Genomic DNA, 20,466 nt, shown 5'->3' with positions numbered 1-20,466 from the left:
ATCCGGTTGCCGGCGATGCCTTACCCAGTGAATCGAGAACGCCGGGGGCACACCGTATCGCGTCGACGCGCTGTAGAGCACCGACCACTACGACGAATCGGTGCTGTAATGCGCGCTCCGATCGCTAACCGCGCCGTTGCCGCGATACTCGCCGTCCCCAGTGCGCTACGAGAGCCTGACCAATTACCTTTCAGAGATCCCTTCCTGCGCGGGCGATCTCGTTCATAATAGGAGCATGTGGAAAACGAGTCGTCCCTGGCGCACCTTGATGACGGCCGTAGGTATAGCCGTTTTGACACTGAGCAGCCCGGTGACGGCTCACGCCGAGCCACCGGCCGCAGCGCCTGACCCTTATCCAGACATCCGGTACTACGATCGGCTCGACGCCGGCACCTTCGCGGTTCCTGGCGGAGTGTGGTTCCTCTCCCCGACGGGACAGAATTGCGGCATTTGGGGCAGAGGCGATTTCGGTTGCGCTGGCGCTATTCCCGGAGCCCCGGCAGGAGTCAGTCATATTGGCTGGATCGACGGAGACCGGGCAATGCACTATGACTGGTCGGTGGCTGCACGGTTCCCTGCCACACAGGCGGAACGGCCGCTGCCTCCGCGCAGTTTCATCAAGCACGAAGGGACGACCTGTGCGGTGACACCGGACAGTAAAACCTACTGTGAACGCGGTCCGCTCCGTTTCGTGATCGAGCCCACCCAGACCTGGCTGTCAGCTCCTTGGATGGATCTGAGTTGGGTGACCCTGGGGCCGGCATCGTGTAGCCCCCCGGATACCGGGGGCCCATGCTACCGATAATTCAGGGGTCGGTGATGGAAAGCCTGGGAGGGCTTCGTCGCCCTAGTCCGCATTCACTTACGCTGGCAGCGCGACGTAACGAACGTGCAACACCGGAAGTGGCGTGAGCCTCCGCGGTGTGCCAGCAGCACACTTACGGTGCATTTCACGCCTGAGTAAGGGTTTTTGGTTTAGCAGGCCCGCGTTTATCCCGAGGTCGGCAAGGATTGGCTGATGTGCCGGTAGCAGGGCGCATGTAGCATGCCCTAACCTGTCTACGAATACAGACGAATACATCGCGGCAGCGTTCCAGCGCCGCGGCCTGCTCTCTGTCCAACGTCCAGACGGTGGGAAAATAAGCGCGAGGCCGCGAAGTCACTCACGCCCGGGAAAATGCGGTGTGATGCCGTAGCAAGTGGCATCTCCGACGTCGAGAGTGCTTTCACAAATGACTTTGCCCTCATAGGAGATGCGCACCGTCACCCACTTCGACGGTCCGGCAACCGGACGCCAGTCCGCGCGGACCTGGCTACCGTCCGGCGGTGCATCACGTGCCGCATGCACCGTAGCGTCAGCTCGCCATGGAAGCACTATGTTCTGCGCGAATATGCGCCCGGTCGAATCCTGGTATTCGATATTCGCCATCCCAATCTGGTCAGAGATCACTTCATACGTGACCAGATCATCGGCCCGCGCAACGGGCGGGTTTACAACTACTGAGGCGTATCCGGTAATCCCGGCGACCATAAATCCTGCGACACGCAGCATGTAACCTCCCTGCAACCTGCGATGGTCGAATTGGCCACAACCGCGAAGCCACGCCATGCGGTCAATTTGTCCCGTAATGTCACGGCCCTGTCAGGATGGCCACGGCGATGCTGTCACCTGTATCCACATTGTGCCGGAGGCTTACGCCGAAGTCGGTATAAGAGCAATCGGGGATCGCCTTGTACCCCTCCAATAACACGCCCTTGATAGCATCACCGTCATTGTAATTGTGGCCGGCACCCTGTAGCCGGACCGCCTTACCCGCGCCGCTACCAAGATCTTTCAGGATCGGCATAGCGTCATCGATCGGGACATTCCGGGCCGTGTGGCTCATGTATTCGTCCGTTGCGCGGTTCACGATATCGGCTGCGTGTTCCGCAACCGGATCGTATGTCAACGGCCCGCATGCAGTACCACGCGCCGAAGCCACGGCATCCTGCAAATTCTGATCAGGGTCAGCGGCCGCCGGCGGCGCGAGCAGCATACAAATGCCGACCGTCGTCACGGTCACCGTAGCCGCATTGGCTACCATTCGCGTGCGAAGTCGAACTGCCCCACCGATATCGGGATCACCTCTCACTATCTGTCCTCCTAGTCGAAGCGGGTGCTGCTGATCGCTTATCGGCGGCGTTGACGCAGTGAGTTGCGGTGCTCAGCGACAGACATGGGATCGATCGATCTTGCTGCCCCAATGCTTCACCCGCTGAAACGATGGACCTGTGAACCAGTTCGGCTGGCGAACCCTAAGGCCGTTACCGACGTTAGACAGCTGCTGCCAGAGTCCATAGAAGCTCTCGCCCTGGTAGAGCGGGAAATACACGTCCCCTGCGAAGTCTTGACTCTGGGTCAGGACCTGGGCTCGTGGAGTAAGGAACTCGACTGACTGGTCAATATTCGCTATGACCGCGTCGACTTGCTGGGGAATGCCCTCGGCATTGAAATTTCCGTTACTACGGACGACACTGTTGTTGACTTTCTCAATCTGCAGTCTCAAATCACCGTATTGAGCATTGAACCACTGACACATTTCCCGTTCCGCATCGATATCCGCAGGTGTAATGCTGTTCCGCATTTCGTCATATGGGAATGGGAATTGCGGCTCCCAATTACTCGGGGTGGGCGTGAATACCGGCAGCGGAGGGGCCGGCACATCGTCTGCACGCGGATCGGCTGCCGCACGGCCACTGGCAAGTCCAGGGAGCAAAAACAAGACACACGCTACCCCGATAGCACCTCGGTAAAGACAGCATCTGCTGAAAACACCTCTACTTGGCATATGCATCCCATTCCGTTCGACGCATCTCGCTATTTTGAACCCACGACGGCATCGATCCCGCCCACATCGCTGATTTGCCAATCGTTATTGCTGTCGATGGTGACGCTGTACGTTGCAGTGGACTGCAGACCGTCAGGCGCTTGCATAGTCTTGGTGAGCACTGTGACGAACGAGTCGACGACATAGGCTCCCCCAACGTCCGAGCGCACCTTCGCCACCAGTGGCCGCGCCTCGGAATTCCATTGAAGTGGCACAAGAATCTGCTCCATGGAGTTGGCTGCTTTGGTCAACTTCTCCTTCAATTCTGGCGAAGTACCTTTCACTAGCTTCACTTTCCAGCCGTTAAGGTCTTTGTAGTCCATCTCCGCGGCATTCACCGCATAGTCGAGAGCCATCTCCTCGGCGCGGTCATAGTTGGCGGCCTGACGAGCTTTTGCGTCAAGCTCGGCACGAGCGCCGATCAATAACCATGACAGCACGCCAACTGCGATCGCCAGTATGCCAATTGCGACGGCGAGGACCAACGATCGCACGGACATTGATATCCGCGCACGCGCTTTCTCGGGCCTCGGTTGATCCTCAGCCGTCCCCGTTGTCTCAATTATCGCTGAGTCCGTCGCCTCCGCTTCGGTCTCGTCGTCGGACACTCCAGATGCAGATGTCGCGCTCTCGGCTTGGTCGTTGGTGATGATCATTTGCTTTCCTCCTTACTTATTACCCCGGCGGCGCCCGAATTAACCCTCCGGAATGGTTACGTGCAGGGTTATTGCGCCATCTTCAGGATAGGCCGACAACATATTTGTTAGAATCTGTGCGCTATCAAAATTCATCAACGCGCCCCCGATGCCCTCAAACTTTGGCAACAACGCTTCCGACAGAACCTTGATGTCAGGGCCTCTGGTGTCCAAAAAGGCTTGAAATCGGTCGAGCAGATATCCGGTCTGCTTGATGGTTTCCGGGTTATCCCAAATGGCGGCTCTTGCCAACATGTTGTATGAATCACGTAGACCCACACTCAGGTTACGGAGCGGCTGCTGCACATCCGCCAGCGCCGGCCCCACCCAGCCCGCGTTCTGCAGCAGGAGCTGGAAGTTCCCCAGTACCTCTTGCCCCCGACCCTGCATACCCATTGCGGTGTTGTTGAGCAGCATGCTTGCCCGAGCCAAGTTAGGCTCCACCGCCACAGGATCCGGCAGAGCCGCGTCGGCCTCATTGAGGATCCGCTTGAGCTGGTCGGGGTCGAGCTGGTTGAGCACCCGGACCACGCTGGTTGCCAGCTGCGAGATCGAAGGAGGCAACGTTACCGACTCGGTGGCGATGCGCTGACCGTCCTTCAACATCGGTCCCTCGTTCGTCCGTGGACTCAGCCCTATATACGTCTCGCCCAGCGCGGACAGGTTCTCTATGTGAACGTCACTGTCGACCGGGATGTCGTAGGCGGCGTCGACATAGAAATCGACGGTAGCGCTCTCGACGCCCGACTCGATCCTGGTCACCTTGCCGACCGGTACACCGCGCAGCAGCACATTGGCGCCCACGTTGAGATCATTGGTATCGGAGATCGCCATGGACAAGTTGGTACCGGCGGGTGCTCCGACCCTCAAGCCAAATGACCCGAGGTAGCCGATCGCGAAAACGATAATTAATCCGAACGCCGCGAACGACAGCACATTTTTTATGGTCATGGTGTCGCCCCCAGGATTCGAAGCACATCCTGAACATTGCCAGATAGTTCGCGCCCGTCGGGCCCGACTATCGACGTAATGTTTATTGCCGGGTACTTGTCCACCGGAAGGAAGTTATTCGTGAACAGCTTATGCCATGCTTCATATTCTTCGCCTTCGAATGCCCATTTGGTCTGCTGTACAGCACCCATCGCTTTGGCGGTCGAATTCAGCATCGGCACCAACCAGAATCCACTACTGTAGACGCTCCCGATGGACGGAAGCAGGGTTCCTACGTAAACGCCGACCTGTGTAGCACGGTCCCAACCCCGCATACCGGTGGGTGAGAACCAAAAGCTAAATGAAGAGAGATTCCTGTTCATGACATCGGCTGTCCCCGCTGCACCTTCAAGCCATTTGTCTACGACATCGATATTGTTGGCTACATCCGAGAGATCGGTGGCAACACGCGTCACCATCTGGCGGAGCTCACCACGGTCCGGCGGAGTAACCCGGTTGAGGCCGATAATCGTGTTCTGAACGCGCTGGATAGACCCGCTGCCAACAAAATTCGCCAAGTTCGCGATCGTGTCCTCAAGCTGAGGAGGAGACGTCGTCTGCGCCATGGGAATCCTTCCCTCCGGGCCGACAGCGGTAGCTACCCCGTCACCCGATTGCGGGCGTTCGAGCTCGACATAAATATCGCCGAGGACGGTCGCTTGCCGCATTGTCGCCTGAACGTTCGACGGCACCACCACTGCTGAATCGATCCGCGAAGTAAGGTCGACGTGATCCCCGGTGAGATTGACTCCGGTAACGACCCCGATGGTGGTGCCGTCCATCATTACTTTTGCCCGGTCGGGCAGGTTGAGTGCGTTGGCGAACTCCATGACGATGTTGTAGCCGTCGCGGTAGCTGCCACCTGGTTGGGGCAGCGAATTAACGGTGATCGACGCACACGATGACAGCAACATAACCCCAACCGCGGCACCCACCGACCGCATCCAACGGCTCATCGGTTCGCCTGCGTGAGCACGTACTGAAGCAACGCGACATCCACCGCATAGGGTTGACCATGGACGTCGGCGCAACTTCCGGGGGTCGAGGCGTTCATGAAACCGCAGAGGGCAAGCCCGTCGTGTGTCGGAATCCGAAACATCGGTGGCCGATAGGCGATGTTGAAAGTATGGAATTGACGCTGGTTAAAATGATTAGCTGCGGTGTTGATCCACCACGGCACCGGATTGAGCAGATCCGCAAACCGGTTGGCGTGGGGACTCAGCTTTCTTACGGTGGCGCTCACCGTGTCCAGCGTCAGCTGCGTCTCGTCACCCAACTCCTTCTCCACGTCAGCAGTCATCACGAGGAACTCCGCGAGTGGCAAAGCGAGTCGGTGGGTACCCTCCAGCGCCGTCGCCATGTCGGGGGTGGTCTTGACTGCATCGAGTAGAGCCTCTTTCATTGGGCCCCTGATGTCTTTCAGCGTCGTCGTCAGTTGCGCAAGATTGCTCACGATCGAACCGACATCGCTGACCGCCTTGTCGGGACTATCGAGCAGTGCTGACGTGCTGGTGAGCAACTGATTCGCGGCCGCGCCATTATTGTGTGCCAACTGATCGATCCCACGAACAGTGTCACCGATATTCGACGAGTCGTCGGGACTGATCGCGTTCAGAAATGTGGTCGCCGATCCGATCACCTGAGACAAACTTTTGGGTGTCGCGGCGCGGTCGAGGCTTATACAGCTGCCGGCAACGAGCCGCGGACCCCCGTTGTAGTTGCCGACCAGTTCCAGCGCGCGGTCGGCAAGGAGCGACGGCGATCGGGTAACCGCCTTGACATCACCGGGAAGAGGCCGGCTCTGGTCCACGGAAAATTCGACGCGAACATTCATTCGTTGGGGAGCGATCGATGTGACTCTGCCAACCGGGTAGCCCATCTGGGTGACCGGGTTTCCTACGTACAAACCGACACTGTCCGGCATGATCGCGCAATATCCGGTCTCCGCGGAACCCCTCGATACGGCGCAGGACGATGCCCCGGCGACAGTTACAACAGCGGTGAGCAGAGCAAAAGCAATGCGCAACTTGGGTCGAACCACTACTTCGGCCATCAGCACGGACTTCCTGGCATCGGGATGCACAAATCGGTGGCGAGCAACTCCGGTGGAGCGTTCTGCGCATCCAGAACACGCTCGATCTTGTCTCTGACGCGACGCAGCCTGGGGATGATCCTGCTGTTGTTGTCGGCCCATCTCCTAACGGTGTCCTGCCAATCGCGGACCCGCTGGAGAAACTCTTCCCGATTTCCGAGATAAAGCTCTTCAACCGGACGGAGGAGCGCATCACCCACGTCGCCCAGGCCGCTCAGCGAAGCGCCAAAACCCTTGCTGTACAAAACAAGCGTTTGTTCAAGGACGGCTATCTTCGAAACCATCTCCTGGAGTACTCCGCGGAAATCCTTCAGCGACTCGATATATTCGTCTGACAGGTCGAGAATCGCAGTTATCTGTCCCCGTTGCTTGCCTATCGTGGCAGTCAGAGTATTTCCGGCATCGATCACCGCCCTGAGCGATTCCACGTTCGTTCCGGTAAGTCCCTGCTGGATCTCATCCAGCGATTCGCGGATAGGCTTAGTGTCAACGTTGTCGGTGATCTTTGTGGCGTCGGTCAGCGTAGTCACCAGGTTGTAGGGCATCGTCACACGTTCCATCGGAATGGAACCGTTACCCAGCGACTTTTCGCCCAGTGGTACAAGATTCACATAGTAACCACCGACCACCGTAAGCATGCGCACCTGAACCTGAGACCGATCACCAACAAATGCGTCTTTATCCACACTTGCCGTTACCTTGACCCGATCCGGTTCGATCGACAGCTTCTTCACCTTCCCAACCGTTATTCCGGCAATCCTCACGGCGTCACCAGAATGGAGGGATGCCGCGTCGTCGGTGTAGAAGACAACCGCCTTGTATCCCGGAGGGTCGATATAGAGCACCGCTGCTGTTGTCGCCACCACCGCAGTCATGACCAGCGCAGCGACGCCCCAGAACGTCGAGTTTCTGAAAATTTTCAGTGATTGCATAAGATCACCTTTTGCCCATTCAGCAGCACGTCCATGAACTCCGGCAACTGGGCCGGCCCATGCGAACACGGCAGCGCCACACCCGGCGGCGCAGGGGGCTGGATGTTATCCCACATGACCGGAACTCGCTTGACAGCATCGGTCCAGTCATCGAACACTGTGACGGCGCGATCGAGCCCTGCGTCGAGATCAGCACCGGGTTTGAATCCCAGGTTGTGCAACAGTTCTACAGCCGAAGACGTGAACCCCGGCCCATACAGTTCCGACTTACGGAATTCGTCCAATACTGTCAGTGAGCCGTCGATCGGCCGGTTTATCCAGTCCAGAATTTGGACGAACTCTTTGGAGTGCCCGCCGAGTTCGCCCGCCACTGCATCAAGATTTCGCATCAGAGTCGCAATCACCTGCTGCCGGTCCGATACGAAGCTGGTCAGCGTCCGGATACTCTCCAACATCGGTCCGAGGCCACTGCCGTCGCCCGCAAGATAGGCCGCGGCGTTCGCCGTGAATTTGTCGATATCGGGCGGACTCAATGTCGCGAGAACCGGTTGGAGCCCATTGAACAGAGTCGTGACGTCGAACGATGGCTGTGTCATGTTCGTCGGCACTCTGATCAAAGGGCTTGCGTTCGCATCCTCGGACGGATTAACGACATCGACGTAACGCGCCCCTGTAAGCACCTGGTATTTGATGGCAAGCCGTGTCTCAGGCACTACTGTGTAACGCTTATCAAGACTGAATTCGACCGCAGCAAGGCTCTGCCCTGCTTTGCGCTCAAGCGAGACGGATTGAACCTTCCCCACACGCACCCCGCGGACGCGGACGTCTGAGTCGAGATACAAACCCGCCACATCAGTGAATTCGGCTGTGTAAGAACGCGTGGTGGCCGCAACTGGCTGCCTGAGAAGGTTCACGATCACGATAAACACCAGAAGGGCGAAGGCGCCGCTCAGCGCAAATCTCCATAACGCACCACTAGGCTTCATCACGGACCCCCCATCGCGCTGATCGGAGCCGCGACGCCGGGGAGATTGTCGAGCACGATGTGCACCTGCAGTGCACGCTGGTCAGGTGATCCGGCATACAGCTTTTCCAATCGAGTTCGCAATTCCACCAGGCTCGAGCCCACATTTTCGGGTGTCACCAGACCCGGTATCACATCGGTCAGCGTCTGGACCAGACCGACCGCCGGAAGGAGGTCTTCAGTATGTGACGACTCCAGTTTTCCGATCGCGGCGAAAAACGATGCCGAGACGTAATCAAGCGTCGGGATCGCTCTGGTACGCCAAAATTCCTCAGGAATATCTGAACCGGGAGTGAATTCTGGGGGTACGTTCGGAACGCCCTTGAGGCATTTTTCGGTAAACGTACTCATGCACGAACGACGGGTGAAGTTGTCGCCCACGTCGGCCAGCGTCGCGACAAACGACGGCATCACCACGGTCACGCCCGTCGTGGTCCTCAAAAGTTGCTCGGTACTTACCGTCTGTACCTTGGTGAGCGCATTGGCTGTGATCACCATTGTCTCGATCAGCGGATTGAGCACGTCTGTGTACCGGGTCGCTCTTTCGATGACGTGGATCAGCTGAGGCGTCACCACTCCGTCGGTAATCTCACCCAGACGAGAAAGCATCGTAGGCAGCGTGAAGTTTCCGCGTGGCACCGTATCGATTTTTGCGCCATCTCGTAGAGCTTGCCCGCCCGGTCCTGGAACGAGATTGACACCAGTGACGCCGAAATAATTCGCCGGCCGAAAATCAAGACTCAGTGTGTCGGTCAAACCCGCAGCAGGTCCGGACTGCAGGTACGCCCTGAGCTCAACGCCGCCGGTAGGCAAGCTCGAAACACTGGTGACCTCTCCTACATTGACACCGTGCATCATCATCGCAGTTCCCGGAGTGACGCCCTGGCCCACATACGGCATAGCCATCACGATCGAGATCCGGTCGGCCATGCGGTCGCCGAATGGGTTGATGACAATAAGCACACATGCCACCGCCAGGCACGACATCACTGCCACGCCAATAATCGTGAGCCTGCGCGTTTCGGCTTCCGCCGACATCCGGAATAGCAATCTGATCCACCTACCCCTTGAACACGAAGACCGGTTTAACACCCCACATGATTACGGTCAGGGCGAAATCCAGGACCATGATCACAACGAGGCTAGATCGAATTGCCCGACCCGAAGCTTCACCGACACCGACGGGTCCACCCGAAGCAAAAAATCCGTAGTAGCAATGAACCAACGTCACGGCTGTGCAAAATACAATACCTTTTATGAGGGAATACACGACGTCTGTCGTGGAAAGGAACATCGTGAAATAGTGATCGTAGGTACCGCCCGGCTGATTATAAAACAACCGGATCACAGCATTGGAAGCAAAGAAGCTGACCACCAGTGCAAACATAAAGCCCGGCACCACCGACAACATACCGCCCACAAGTCGGGTACCCACCACGAACGGAATTGACTGCAGCCCCATTGCTTCGGTGGCGTCGATCTCATCGCCGATTCGCATTGAACCGATCTCGGCGGTCATCCGGCAACCGGCCTGAGTCGCGTAGGCGATCCCGGCCACCAATGGCGCCATCTCCCGGACGTTGGCAAATCCGCCGATGATTCCGGACAACGCGCCAAATCCCACCAGATTCAGGATCGCAAAGGCTTCGATCGCCACCATGGCGCCGAGCATGAAACCGAGGATGAGCAGTACGCTGATCACCCCGCCATCGACGATTATCGATCCCCGACCCCACGCTAAACTATTCATCACTTTCAGCGTTTCCCGCCGATATCGGCGGACGGTTATGGGCAGCGTCCAGAAAGTCTGTGAAATAAACACCACCCATTGCCCTACGGTTCTGAATGTGCGGCTCAGATATCCTATCGGCATACGAGCCAGTCTCAGATGGGCTGATGGCGCCCCCCGAACGCCCTGCGACGGCAACGCCATTACGCCACCTCTGTGGGGAAGAACATTGTCTGCACCTGGGTGATGGCGAGATTCACGATGACGATACCGACAACGTTGAGCACTACCGATGAATTCACCGCATCTGCAACACCGCGCGGGCCACCCTTGGCTTCCATACCACGGAGCGAGGAAATCACGCCAACAATCGCAGCAAATATAACTGTCTTACCCATCGCGAACCACACATCAACCATCTTCGCGAATGATCCGAATGACATCCAGAAACTTCCGGGCGTGACATCCATGACCGTCACTCCCATGATGTATGAGGCTGCGACCGCAGATGCGATGACGATTATGCATAGAATCGGCGAAATCAGAATGAGCGCGAGAAAACGCGGTACAACCAGTCGTCGTGCTGGATCGATCCCAAGCGTTCGTAATGCATCGAGCTCTTCGCGTATGGCCCTGGCCCCGAAGTCCGAGGCGATCGCAGACGCTGCGGCACCACCCATTAACAAGCCCGCAGTCATCGGAGCGCCCTGTCGAATGATGCCAATCCCGGTGGCAGCACCGATAAGCGAACTGGCCCCCATCTGGTTGACGAGGCCCGCTGTCTGAACGGCCACCAGCGCACCGATGGGTATAGCCATCAGCACTGCCGGCGTCGCCGTCACTTTGAGCAAGCTCCAAGCCTGGAGAATAAGCTCACCTACAGGGAGCCGCAGCGAGAGTGTGTCAGTCACGGTGTATCGCAGAACTGAAGCCGCGAGGAGTACACCGCGCCCTGTCGTTGCAGCGCTCTGCGCGGGAATAGCACCGACGCGCGCTATCGCCTTGGCGACGCGGAGGCGCAGCCGGGTTGACCGATCGCGCCGGACACTGGTGACGACGGTGTCTTCATCAGGGCGTGGCGAATACACCCCCTCGTCCTGCTGACGGGCCTCTTCGCGCCTAGTCTGCAGTGGCATCTGGCACTCAACCCTCCGGTACGTTGTTAACCACTGTTGCCCTGGCGCCCAGGGCAGCAGGTCTGTTCGTATGTGTCCACGCACTCTGCGACGAAGTCCGCGCGCAGGCCGGCATGTCGACATCGTGGGCGCTCAGCATTGCCGACCGACTCCCTTCGCTCGTCGCTTTCGACATCGATGTTCGAGCCCGCTTTGTGCGGGGTTTCAGCGGATGGCTGCCTCGACGTCGTTGCCGCAACGACGAGTAGTTCGGGCACGCGCGCTGTTGTGGGCCAGAGATGGGGTGGTCGATGAGTAGATCGCGCGACGGCGCGGAGTCGACTCGGAGATGTTGTGGTGCCGGCGTTGTCGGCTCGCAAAGCAAGTAGTCGCGGGGGTTGGGATCGGCAAGGGCGCCGCCGCCGAGATCCGGGCCGATCACTATCTCAAGCCGCGGGGGGTGGAGATTTTCGAGGTTGACAACGATCCCGACTTCGAAGGCAAGTTCTTCGATGTTGTTGGGCTGCATATGAATATGAAGGCGGGCCGCGCGGGAGCCGTGACCTATGGCGACAAGCGCAACGGCACAATCAACGTGTTCGCCGCGAGAAACGTTGTCAGCGACGAGGTTCTGCCCGATTTGCCCAAAGGCCACAACGTTTCGGCGCATTCCACCCCTGCGATCGCGAAATCGTTGGCGCACAGGGGTCGTCGCCGCCGGCGCCCCACCCCGGCGTCGAGTTCGTGGGTCGCCGAACTCTCCGAAGTCATCACCGCCGGTGCCCGACGCGGCAGAGCCGCTCTCCACCAGCTCTAAACGCAGACGGACCACCAGTCCCGCGCCGAACTCGTCGCGGATGGTCCGCGCACCGCGGGCAGCGAACGTGATCGTCGCGCCGGCACCGGCGATCACCACCACCGTCACGATCTGCCCCGTCTGGATGACCGTGCCCATCGCCGCTCCGGTGCCGGAAAAGTCGGCAGCGGCAATCTCGACGAGCAGGACGTCGATGGTGAGCACGGTGACGGCCCTGACAACAGGATGGTCGGCATCAGCGCCACCCGCGCCACGCGCCAGGTCTGCAGGACGAACTCGCGCCAGGCCCACGGATGCCTGACCATCTGGACCAACGTGTCCAGTGTTATCGCGAAGAACTCTCCGATGCCGCGAACCAGCTTGGTGACAGATTGCGCACCAACCACCAGCACCACCTCCCGTCTTCGCCCAGATTGGCAAGATCGCTGAATCCTTCGCGCCTAAAGTTCGGAAACTACCGGGCGCTTGTGATCGGAGACACAAGCGCGTTGCGGGTGAACCGTACACCACAATTTTCCATACGAGCAACTGTTGCCGACTAGCGTGGGCGCCGACCACCAAGACCACCTAGTTTGATAGGTCAAATTTGCTGCGGAGTCATGTGCCGATTGGGCCGAACCGTCTCAGACTTGCAGCGGGTGCATGTGACAGCACAGTTTCGCCCGAAGTTCACGACAGCCCTACAACCTGCAGTTACGCCAGTTTAGCTCCTGCGTTGACTCGATATCGGGCGCACTGGGTAACTGCTGTGACCTGTTGGACAGTACCCGGCTTGCCGTCTCACCTGTCGATTATCAGGAGCACAACGGTCTGCATGAATAGTTGCTGCGCTCTTCCGATACGAGCTGTAATGCGCCCTACGGTACGAGTCGACAGCAAGGACATTTCCTTTTACTCGACCGTTGCTGTGAATGCATTTAACATCGACTAGATGCCCATTGATGCATTTCTTTGTTCAGACTGTGCTGCGCGCATTCTTCGCCAAAGTAGATGTCCACTTTCTGCCACCGTTCTTAGAACAACCACGCGATATACGTGTCAATGCGATTGGCCGGTTCAAATCGGAATTCGCCAGGCTCAGAACCCCCGCCCTACCCCGCATCGCGCGGTCGAGGTACCGCCGCTCGGGTGCCCAACGCCGGATTTCGATGCCGCCGCGACTGCAACCGAGCAGCTGCGCACCGCCCAGCTCGTTGAGCCCGGCCGGCCGCACCGCAGTCGGCCCGATCTGGCACCGCCGCGATTGTCCGGTGGAGAAATGACTGCGGTTCCCCGCGTGGCGTGCACACCCACGAGCCTAGTAAATCATCTATCCATTTACAGGATTAAATATGTTCCTATTTCGTAGTCGCGACAGCTCCGCAGCCGACCCCCTGCCATTCCCTGGCCTGCCCCACGTCGGATATCTATGGGTTGCTCGCCCCAGGTATAACGACATCTACCCGACCCATTCACGCGGCATGTTCTTGCGGATTGGCGGTTTCGCCGGAGGGCCTTCGTGAGCTTGCACAGTCTCGGATCCCACGGTGTCCATCGTGTACACACGGCTGCGATTCACAACTGAGACTGCGGATCCGGTTGTACCATCCGCTCATGAGTCGGTGTCTCGCTGTCATTATCAGCTGCTTCGCGACCACGCTCGCCGGCCTCAGCTTCGCGGTCACGGCGAGCGCCAACCCTGCCGGCGATGGCCGGGCCGAACCGTCCTGCAGCTACACCCTTTCCAAGCCGGAGGTGGTCCAGGTATCGGAGACCACCATGGTCCGGGCGACACTGACCCCGTATCCGTGCACCGGAGCGATCAGCCCCAACTCCCTGACGGTCTGCCTGTCCCCGCAAGAGTCGTCGGCTCCGCCGGTATGCGGTTTCAGTGCCGTGCCGAGCAACGCGCAGGTCCTTGCACCGTACAAACCCGGGACGACATACACCACCACGGGCAGGGGCTGCGGCTCGGCGTACACGACTCAGGGCTCAATCTGCACAACACTAGGGCCAGTAGAGACCACGCTGTAGCCGTTGGGGGCGCGAACGCGCCGGCCCGCCGAAACCACAGTCATCGGGCAAGCCTTACTCGGAGCGAATCACGAAGCGGCCGCTGCGGTCCAGATGCGCAATGCCACAAGGGAACCCAGGATTCGGAGCCCCCTGGTGACATTCGCGAGATCGGTGACGTCACGGATCGTCACATGCGAACCGCCATCGACCATGGGCCACCGCCAGCTTCCACGCCGCCGCCTGACCACGTATGGTCATATCTCACTAGGTGATCTATGTTGTGTACAACCGCATTGTGAGGTCGATGATGAAGTGGGGACTCCCCTGGCCCGGGCGAGAGCTGGCAGCAAGTGCCGAAGCGGCCGGCGCCGGCGGCTTCTGTACCGGTGAATTCGCTGACCTGAGTGCCTATGTCAACGCCGCTGACATGGCCCGCGACACCGCGACCGCGATGGTGGGTCCCGGCATCGCGTACGCCTTCGCGCGCTCACCCTTCATTCACGCCGCGGCCGTCCGCCACCTCTCCAGGCAGGCGCCCGGCAGGGTGTTTCTCGGCCTGGGATCGGGAACCCCTCGGATGAATCGCGACTGGTTCGGCGTCGACGCCGACCATCCCGCGCCGCGCATGGCCGAACTCATCGAAGCCATCCAGGCATTTCTCCATGCCGAGAACGGCGAGCCGATCCGGTACCAGGGCCGGTTCTACTCGATCGACGCCGACATCCGCGCACCAGTTTTCGGCCGGCTCGATGTACCGATCCTGGTCGGAGCGTTCAACAAGATCATGGTGCGCACCGCGGGCCGCGTCGCGGACGGCATCCTCGGCCACGGAGTGTTCACCGATCGCTGGTGGACTGAGCTGGTCGAGCCCGAGCTCGCCGGAGGGGCGGAGGCAAGCGGCCGCGATGTCGCCTCCTTGCGGCGCTGGGGTTGGCTGATCACCGCGATCGACGACGAAGACCCGCAGCGCGCGATCCGGGAGGCGCGGTTGCAGATCGCGTTCTACCTGACCGTCCGAACTTACGATTCCCTCATCGAGTTGCACGGCTGGCAGGACGAAGTTGCGGCCATCCGTACGGCTTTTCGCAGTGGCCGGCCTGACACGATCGCAGATCACGTCAGCGATGAGATGCTGTGGTCGATCGCGATATGCGGGGACACCAAACAGGCGTCGGAGATGCTCGCGAATCGAAAGCGGCTGCCAGACCTGGCATTTGTATCGCCACCGAGCTTCCTGGTAGGACGTCGTCGCCGCGCCGCCTACGATGCAGCAGCCATCAGACTCATGCAGCAAGTCAAAGCATAGGGACTCGCCTACCCACGGCACACCACGCTGACATGGTTTACTGGGTGCGCTTCGTGAAACCGTCAGGAGGGTTGGATGCCTCGACAGGAACCCATCGCGCCGATGATCCCACCGGAATCCTCCACCGCGGTTCGCTCGCCGAAAACAGCAGAGCTGGTCGCGAACACGCTGCGGCGGATGATCGTCGACGGGCAACTCAAGGACGGCGACTTCTTGCCGTACGAGGCCGATCTGATGGCACACTTCAAGGTCAGTCGACCTTCGATACGAGAAGCCGTGCGGGTGCTGGAATCTGACCGCTTGGTGGAGGTCCGTCGCGGCTCACGTACCGGCGCCCGGGTCTGCGTACCAGGGCCCGAAGTCGTCGCGAGGCCCGCCGGACTGCTACTCGCGCTTTCGGGAACGACTCTTACCGACGTCATGACAGCACGGATCGGCATCGAGCCGTATGCAGCCGGACTGCTCGCCAAAGACGGGACCGCGAAGACGCATCGAGATCTCAAACGGCTGATCGACGGGATCCCCACGGCGTGGGAAACGAGACAGCTGGCGACGGCCACGACCGAGCTACACCGAGGCTTGGTGGAACTGTCGGGTAACGCCACCCTGGCGATGATCGCCGGCATGCTCCATGAGATCTTCGAAAGGCACATGACAGCCGCTCTCAAGAGCGCGCAGAACGTTGTACCGAAAGCGCAGTACACCAAACTCATGCGCTCCTATGCTCGGCTCTACGATCTGGTCTCCGCGCGCAAAGTTGTTGAGACCGAGACACACTGGCGCAAACACATGGAGAACTCCGGCGCCGCCCTGCTCAAGGGCTACGAGAAAACTCAAGTCCGCGACATCATCTACTGAATCCTCGCCCTCGGTGCCGGCCGCCCCAGCCATGCGCCCGCCTGCCGCGGGTCATCTGACCCGTGTGCTCGCGCTCATACGGCCCCCTAATTGTGTCCCAGGTCTCGCACTGGGACCCCTTCACTGATACTATCTACCTAATTTCGTCGCATCGGTGAGACGATTCTCTGTATGCATCGCAGGTAGGAGGCAGAGTGACAACGAGTGAGCGGGCCGAGACCGTGCCGACCGCTACCTTCGACTACACGACAACCGAACCCGAGGGCACCTGGTTTCGTCGGTATGACGAGCTGCGTGCTCAGTTCCCTTGGTACCGAAATGAATTCGGCCCTGGGTTCTGGACTGTGTGCAACTACCAGGGAATCCTGGAGATCATGCAGAACCCGGAGGTCTTCTCGAACAGCGTGGTGACCGCACTGGATCCGGAACCTGCAATCAAGTGGATCCCGGAGATGCTGGACGGCGACGAGCACAAGCAGTGGCGCCGCCAGTTGGGCCCACTGTTCGCCCCGGGCGCGGTGGCACGAATGGAATCGACAGTGCGGCAGCGCGCGATCGAGCTCATCGACGGCATCGCCGAGCGCGGATCGTGCGACTTCATGGCCGACTTCGCAACCCGCTTTCCGACCACCATCTTTCTCGATCTCATGGGCCTGCCCGTCGACGAACTCGACCAATACCTGGAGTGGGAGCACGACATCCTCCACGCCGGCGGCAGTGACGAGGAGAAATTACAGAAGCAGATGACCGCGATGTTCGCGGTGATGGGCCGGTTCTCGACCGTCATCGCCGAGCGTCGCGAACAGCCACGCGACGACATCGTAAGTAAGGCACTGAACTACGAGATTGACGGAAAGCCGGTCACCGACCAGGATCTCCTGTCTTTCTGCCTGCTGATGTTCATGGCGGGCCTCGACACCGTCTCGGTCACGCTCGGCTGGGCGTTCCTTCACCTCGCCCGGAACGACGACGACCGGGAGCGGATTGTTACAGAACCCGCCACCATCCCGACCGCAGTCGAGGAGTTCGTCCGCGCCTACGCGATCGTCATTCCGGCCCGAAAGGTGATGGCTGATATCGAGATTCAAGGATGCCCGATGAAGGCCGGCGACATGGTGAACATTCCGCTGGCTGCCGCGACCCGCGACGACGCCGCCTTCCCCGATGCGACGTCGGTGGACATCACTCGTAAACCGAACAATCACATCGGTTTCGGTGCCGGTCCGCACCGGTGTCTCGGTTCGCACCTGGCCCGTCAAGAACTCCGGATCGCGCTTGAGGAATGGCACAAGCGGATACCGAACTATCGGGTGGCCCCAGACGCGCAAATGCTCGAGAGCGGCTCGCAGTTGGGGTTGGAGAGCCTGCCTCTGGTTTGGGACCTCTGATGCGCAAGCCGCTCAACGGAGTTCGTGTTCTCGAAGTGGCACAGTTCACCTATGTGCCGTCAGCCGGTGCGGTGCTCGCCGACTGGGGCGCAGAGGTGATCAAGATCGAACATCCGGTCACCGGTGACGCCCAGCGCGGGCTGGTGAAGGTGCTCGGCGCCGCGGCCTCGAAACCGGGATCGTCGTTCGCGCCGATCATGGAGGCGCCCAATCGCGGAAAACGCAGCGTGGGACTTGCTCTCGACAATGCCGAAGGCCGGCCCGTTTTCGAAGATCTCGTCCGACGCAGCGATGTCTTTCTCACCAACTATCTACCATCGGCACGTGCGAAGTTGAACATCGATGTCGATGACGTTCGCCGCGTCAACCCCGACATCATCTACGTGGCGGGGAGCGGATTCGGCATGCACGGACCCGACAGTGATTCCGGCGCCTACGATGCGACCGCATTCTGGGCCCGCGGCGGCAGCGCCGACGGACTCAACCCACCCGATGCCGACCACTCGGCCTTCATGCCCGCCGGCGCTTACGGCGACAACATCGGCGGCATGACCATCGCGGGTGGCGTGGCAGCCGCACTTTATGGACGGCATGTGACAGGCGAGCCGTCGGTGCTCGACGTGTCCCTACTCGCGGTGGGTGCCTGGACCACCCAGTTCAATGTCAACATGGCGATGCTGTGGGGCGGTCCGCTGCCGAAGATCGAACGCCGCACCCAAGCCCCGGGTAACCCGCTCACAGGCGCGTACCGCACCTCCGACGGGCGATTCGTGCAACTGTCGATGCTTCAGCCGACCCGGTATTGGCCGGAGTTCTGCCATCTGATGGGCCTCGACGAATACGCTGCCGATCCACGCTTCGCATCGCTACAGGCCATGGCGGAAAACGCGGACCTTGCCTATGGCATCGTTCACGACACGATCGCCAAGCTCAGCTTTGCCGAATGCAAAGAAATACTCGGTCGCGGCACCGGCCAGTGGGCGCCCGTACAAGACGCCTGGGAGATGGCCAATGACGAAGCACTCACCGCCAACGGCCGCATCGCCAGCATCGTTGACGCCGAAGGCAATCCGCAGCGCCTGGTGGCGAACCCGGTGAAATTCGACGACGACCCTGGCAACCTCGAACGCGCTCCGCAGTTCGCCGAACACACCGACGACGTACTACGCGAACTAGGAGTCGACGATGACCACCTCATCGAGCTCAAAGTCGCCGGTGCGATCACGTAGTCTGACCTCCGTGAACGCCGTCGACTTCCACTCACGTGACGACGGCACGGTTAAGGACCGGTTGATTCGCGCAGCCGATGAGGAGATCACGGCCCGCGGGATCAACGCAGTGCAGATGGAAGTGGTGGCCAAGATCGCCGGCGTCTCCCGCGCCACCGCTTTCCGCCAGCTCGGCAGTGTCTCGGAGATGCTCGTGCAGGTTGCCTTGTTACGCGCCCGCAGGCACGTATTGCAGGTGGAAGCGATCATGGCGGCCAAGACCGGCGTGTTCGCCAAGATCGAGGCCGCGCTGGTGTACACCGCGCAAGAGCTGCCGTCCGATCCATCCATCTCGGCTCTCATCGCCCAGCACTCCGCAACCGTCCACGATCCCCGCGTTCATCAGGTAGCCGTGGATGCGATGGGGCCGGTCCTGGTCGAAGGCCAGCACAGCGGCGAGGTGCGTACTGATATCGAGATCGACGAGATGGTCGACTTCCTCGTCGAGCAGACCTACCTCGCCGCCGAGGAAATCGATCGGTCCGAAGACGAGGTCGTACGACGCTTCCGCCACTTCATCATCCCCGGACTTGCGGCCTCAAATGGCTTCAGCGGCGAACGCATCTCGCGCACCATGGAAGTCCAGGTTGCGGTCGGAGCCGCCCTCGACGCGCTGAACAATCTCGCGGATCAGCTACGCCACAACGATCCGTAGCCCAATTTCCTGACCAGCTCGCTAGCTGTCTCCCGCGAGGATCTGTTGCATGTGGTTGATCTCCGCCTGCTGCTTCTCGACTATCCGGTTGGCCAGCGCGACGGCATCGACGTTATGGCCGTGCTCGACCTCAGCACTGGCTATCTGAACGGCTCCCTGGCCGTGCTCGATCATCGACTGAAGCCACAGCACATCGAAGTCCTGGCCGTTCAATGCTTGCATTCGGGCCACGGTCCCGTCGTCGACCGTACCCACTGCAGTGGTCTCAGGGGCACCAGGGCCGTCAGGGGCAGGCAGTGCGGGGGAATCCGCGTTCCACTGGGCGAGTAGCGCCTTCATCAGCTCGATTTCCAGTCCACGTGATGACGAGATGTCGGCAGCCAATTGAGTGACGTTCGGGTCGGCCGAGCGATTGGAGACCAATCCGGAAAGCTGAACAGCCTGCTTATGACTCGCAACCATGTTGATCACAAACGATGCGTCGTCGGCATTCGATCCGGCCGGCTCACCAGTGATGACGGGAGTTTCCGATGTCGGCTTCGGCTTCTCATCCGATGTCGCGGCGCTGCAGGACGCCAGAAGCAGAATCGCGGCCATGGCGCTCAGCACGGCGAGCAATCGGAAGGAAATGCACCTCATCTCAGCAGCTTATCGATCATGCAAACCCTGGACCGTGCGCTCCGCCTGTGCCCACGCGACCATGTCACGAATGTTGGAAGGGGTCTGCTGCACGAT

General features: G+C 59.9%; 20 protein-coding genes and 1 pseudogene. 7 read left to right on the top strand and 14 right to left on the bottom strand.

Going from position 1 to position 20,466, the window contains the following annotated elements:
- The first annotated feature begins 268 nt into the window (after positions 1-268).
- A complete protein-coding gene (locus HBE63_RS31630) occupies positions 269-805 on the top strand; it encodes a hypothetical protein (RefSeq protein ID WP_166910292.1) in 537 nt (178 codons plus the stop codon).
- A gap of 354 nt (positions 806-1,159) precedes the next feature.
- Here HBE63_RS31630 and HBE63_RS27700 read toward each other — a convergent pair whose 3' ends face one another.
- The 13 genes and pseudogenes from HBE63_RS27700 to HBE63_RS31625 form a co-directional block, all read right to left on the bottom strand.
- Positions 1,160-1,552 (bottom strand): hypothetical protein, encoded by a 393-nt coding sequence (locus HBE63_RS27700; RefSeq protein WP_208301229.1) that lies wholly within the window; start codon positions 1,550-1,552, stop codon positions 1,160-1,162.
- Between the two features lie 79 nt (positions 1,553-1,631).
- The gene (locus tag HBE63_RS27695; protein WP_371814829.1) at positions 1,632-2,063 is read right to left on the bottom strand and encodes a hypothetical protein; all 432 of its coding nucleotides are present in this window, start codon (positions 2,061-2,063) and stop codon (positions 1,632-1,634) included.
- Between the two features lie 141 nt (positions 2,064-2,204).
- Positions 2,205-2,828, bottom strand: coding sequence for a hypothetical protein (locus HBE63_RS27690; protein WP_166908041.1), 624 nt, complete (start codon positions 2,826-2,828; stop codon positions 2,205-2,207).
- 29 nt (positions 2,829-2,857) lie between these two features.
- The gene (locus tag HBE63_RS27685; RefSeq protein WP_166908039.1) at positions 2,858-3,523 is read right to left on the bottom strand and encodes a hypothetical protein; all 666 of its coding nucleotides are present in this window, start codon (positions 3,521-3,523) and stop codon (positions 2,858-2,860) included.
- Positions 3,524-3,562: 39 nt separating this feature from the next.
- Positions 3,563-4,513: an MlaD family protein gene (locus tag HBE63_RS27680; protein WP_166908037.1), complete on the bottom strand. Its 951-nt coding sequence runs from the start codon at positions 4,511-4,513 to the stop codon at positions 3,563-3,565.
- Positions 4,510-5,508 (bottom strand): MlaD family protein, encoded by a 999-nt coding sequence (locus HBE63_RS27675; protein ID WP_208301228.1) that lies wholly within the window; start codon positions 5,506-5,508, stop codon positions 4,510-4,512. Before HBE63_RS27675 ends, HBE63_RS27680 begins: the two co-directional genes overlap by 4 nt.
- Positions 5,505-6,605 carry an MlaD family protein gene (locus HBE63_RS27670; RefSeq protein ID WP_166908035.1) on the bottom strand — a complete coding sequence of 367 codons (1,101 nt, stop codon included), beginning with the start codon at positions 6,603-6,605 and terminating at the stop codon, positions 5,505-5,507. The genes HBE63_RS27675 and HBE63_RS27670 overlap by 4 nt, the downstream gene beginning before the upstream one ends.
- On the bottom strand, positions 6,605-7,576 hold the full coding sequence (locus HBE63_RS27665) for an MlaD family protein (RefSeq protein WP_208301227.1): 972 nt from the start codon (positions 7,574-7,576) through the stop codon (positions 6,605-6,607). The genes HBE63_RS27670 and HBE63_RS27665 overlap by 1 nt, the downstream gene beginning before the upstream one ends.
- The gene (locus HBE63_RS27660; RefSeq protein ID WP_166908033.1) at positions 7,564-8,565 is read right to left on the bottom strand and encodes an MlaD family protein; all 1,002 of its coding nucleotides are present in this window, start codon (positions 8,563-8,565) and stop codon (positions 7,564-7,566) included. The genes HBE63_RS27665 and HBE63_RS27660 overlap by 13 nt, the downstream gene beginning before the upstream one ends.
- Complete coding sequence (locus HBE63_RS27655) at positions 8,562-9,638, bottom strand: MlaD family protein (RefSeq protein WP_166908031.1); 1,077 nt, start codon at positions 9,636-9,638, stop codon at positions 8,562-8,564. Before HBE63_RS27655 ends, HBE63_RS27660 begins: the two co-directional genes overlap by 4 nt.
- 22 nt (positions 9,639-9,660) lie before the next feature.
- Entirely contained in the window at positions 9,661-10,473 is an 813-nt protein-coding gene (locus HBE63_RS27650) for an ABC transporter permease (protein ID WP_243858794.1), read from the bottom strand.
- Positions 10,474-10,532: 59 nt separating this feature from the next.
- Positions 10,533-11,465, bottom strand: coding sequence for an ABC transporter permease (locus HBE63_RS27645; protein ID WP_208301226.1), 933 nt, complete (start codon positions 11,463-11,465; stop codon positions 10,533-10,535).
- 817 nt (positions 11,466-12,282) lie between these two features.
- Positions 12,283-12,647 (bottom strand): annotated as a pseudogene (locus HBE63_RS31625) (ABC transporter permease); the annotation flags it as partial.
- A 1,207-nt stretch (positions 12,648-13,854) separates the two neighbouring features.
- Here HBE63_RS31625 and HBE63_RS27635 point away from each other — a divergent pair.
- The 6 genes from HBE63_RS27635 to HBE63_RS27610 all read left to right on the top strand — a co-directional run bounded on the left by HBE63_RS27635 (position 13,855) and on the right by HBE63_RS27610 (position 19,731).
- Positions 13,855-14,274 (top strand): hypothetical protein, encoded by a 420-nt coding sequence (locus HBE63_RS27635; RefSeq protein WP_166908026.1) that lies wholly within the window; start codon positions 13,855-13,857, stop codon positions 14,272-14,274.
- 289 nt (positions 14,275-14,563) lie between these two features.
- A complete protein-coding gene (locus tag HBE63_RS27630) occupies positions 14,564-15,562 on the top strand; it encodes an LLM class flavin-dependent oxidoreductase (protein ID WP_166910283.1) in 999 nt (332 codons plus the stop codon).
- A gap of 75 nt (positions 15,563-15,637) precedes the next feature.
- The gene (locus tag HBE63_RS27625) at positions 15,638-16,420 is read left to right on the top strand and encodes a FadR/GntR family transcriptional regulator (RefSeq protein WP_055119796.1); all 783 of its coding nucleotides are present in this window, start codon (positions 15,638-15,640) and stop codon (positions 16,418-16,420) included.
- 194 nt (positions 16,421-16,614) lie between these two features.
- Positions 16,615-17,808 (top strand): cytochrome P450, encoded by a 1,194-nt coding sequence (locus HBE63_RS27620; protein WP_166908024.1) that lies wholly within the window; start codon positions 16,615-16,617, stop codon positions 17,806-17,808.
- A complete protein-coding gene (locus HBE63_RS27615) occupies positions 17,808-19,037 on the top strand; it encodes a CaiB/BaiF CoA-transferase family protein (protein ID WP_166908022.1) in 1,230 nt (409 codons plus the stop codon). Before HBE63_RS27620 ends, HBE63_RS27615 begins: the two co-directional genes overlap by 1 nt.
- A 10-nt stretch (positions 19,038-19,047) precedes the next feature.
- Entirely contained in the window at positions 19,048-19,731 is a 684-nt protein-coding gene (locus HBE63_RS27610; RefSeq protein WP_243858334.1) for a TetR/AcrR family transcriptional regulator, read from the top strand.
- Between the two features lie 21 nt (positions 19,732-19,752).
- On the opposite strand, the gene HBE63_RS27605 is transcribed toward HBE63_RS27610, so the two are convergent.
- Positions 19,753-20,340 carry a DUF305 domain-containing protein gene (locus HBE63_RS27605; protein ID WP_243858792.1) on the bottom strand — a complete coding sequence of 196 codons (588 nt, stop codon included), beginning with the start codon at positions 20,338-20,340 and terminating at the stop codon, positions 19,753-19,755.
- Between the last annotated feature and the right edge of the window lie 126 nt (positions 20,341-20,466).

It is taken from the genome of Mycobacterium sp. DL440, assembly GCF_011745145.1.
GTDB lineage: Bacteria > Actinomycetota > Actinomycetes > Mycobacteriales > Mycobacteriaceae > Mycobacterium.
Note: the sequence above shows the minus strand (reverse complement) of the source record. Positions and strands in the feature narration are given on the sequence as shown.

Coding starts and splice junctions, on each gene's coding strand:
- HBE63_RS31630 (WP_166910292.1), top strand. CDS start 269: ATGACGGCCGTAGGTATAGCCGTTTTGACACTGAGCAGCCCGGTGACG.
- HBE63_RS27700 (WP_208301229.1), bottom strand. CDS start 1,552: ATGCTGCGTGTCGCAGGATTTATGGTCGCCGGGATTACCGGATACGCC.
- HBE63_RS27690 (WP_166908041.1), bottom strand. CDS start 2,828: ATGCCAAGTAGAGGTGTTTTCAGCAGATGCTGTCTTTACCGAGGTGCT.
- HBE63_RS27685 (WP_166908039.1), bottom strand. CDS start 3,523: ATGATCATCACCAACGACCAAGCCGAGAGCGCGACATCTGCATCTGGA.
- HBE63_RS27680 (WP_166908037.1), bottom strand. CDS start 4,513: ATGACCATAAAAAATGTGCTGTCGTTCGCGGCGTTCGGATTAATTATC.
- HBE63_RS27675 (WP_208301228.1), bottom strand. CDS start 5,508: ATGAGCCGTTGGATGCGGTCGGTGGGTGCCGCGGTTGGGGTTATGTTG.
- HBE63_RS27670 (WP_166908035.1), bottom strand. CDS start 6,605: ATGGCCGAAGTAGTGGTTCGACCCAAGTTGCGCATTGCTTTTGCTCTG.
- HBE63_RS27665 (WP_208301227.1), bottom strand. CDS start 7,576: ATGCAATCACTGAAAATTTTCAGAAACTCGACGTTCTGGGGCGTCGCT.
- HBE63_RS27655 (WP_166908031.1), bottom strand. CDS start 9,638: ATGTCGGCGGAAGCCGAAACGCGCAGGCTCACGATTATTGGCGTGGCA.
- HBE63_RS27650 (WP_243858794.1), bottom strand. CDS start 10,473: ATGCCGATAGGATATCTGAGCCGCACATTCAGAACCGTAGGGCAATGG.
- HBE63_RS27645 (WP_208301226.1), bottom strand. CDS start 11,465: ATGCCACTGCAGACTAGGCGCGAAGAGGCCCGTCAGCAGGACGAGGGG.
- HBE63_RS27635 (WP_166908026.1), top strand. CDS start 13,855: ATGAGTCGGTGTCTCGCTGTCATTATCAGCTGCTTCGCGACCACGCTC.
- HBE63_RS27630 (WP_166910283.1), top strand. CDS start 14,564: ATGAAGTGGGGACTCCCCTGGCCCGGGCGAGAGCTGGCAGCAAGTGCC.
- HBE63_RS27625 (WP_055119796.1), top strand. CDS start 15,638: ATGCCTCGACAGGAACCCATCGCGCCGATGATCCCACCGGAATCCTCC.
- HBE63_RS27615 (WP_166908022.1), top strand. CDS start 17,808: ATGCGCAAGCCGCTCAACGGAGTTCGTGTTCTCGAAGTGGCACAGTTC.